Here is a 586-nt window from a genome sequence, read left to right as displayed (position 1 = left end):
ACAGATGGCTAAGCAGGGATTGCTCTCCCGAATGGATATTGGAGGGGGACATAAAAGGCTGTTTCGACCATATCAGCCATGAATGGCTTCTCGATAACGTACGAATCGAAAAGCAGATATTAAGGAAATGGCTTAAAAGTGGAGTTGTATTCAACAAATTGCTTCAACCGACACTTGAAGGGACACCGCAGGGTGGCATCATTTCACCGACACTTGCAAATGCAACTCTTGACGGCATGGAAAGAATGCTCAAAGAGAAGTACAAGGCAAATTATGTTAATGGAAGACTGTACTACCCCAAAGTCAATCTCGTAAGATATGCGGACGACATCATTGTCACAGCCGATAAAAGGGAAACATTACTTGAAATAAAGGAAATGTTGACAGCCTTTTTAAAGGAAAGAGGACTTACACTATCCGAGGAGAAGACACTGATAACACATATCAGTGAGGGGTTTGACTTTTTAGGCTTCAATGTACGGAAGTACAACGGAACATTGTTAATAAAGCCCTCAAAGAAAAGTCAGAAACGTTTCACGGACAAACTGCATGAGGTTGTGCTGACCAAAGGTAAGTCACTATCCCA

The 586-nt window shown here is 42.2% G+C and carries 1 protein-coding gene; it reads left to right on the top strand.

The genetic code is table 11. The annotated features are described in order from the left end of the window. Positions 1-586: reverse transcriptase domain-containing protein (locus H6A61_RS15345; protein ID WP_262897254.1), on the top strand; the 586-nt coding region annotated here is incomplete at both ends.

The sequence above is a fragment of the Bacteroides caecigallinarum genome, assembly GCF_016901995.1.
In the GTDB taxonomy this organism is placed as follows: domain Bacteria; phylum Bacteroidota; class Bacteroidia; order Bacteroidales; family Bacteroidaceae; genus Phocaeicola; species Phocaeicola cellulolyticus.
Note: the sequence above shows the minus strand (reverse complement) of the source record. Positions and strands in the feature narration are given on the sequence as shown.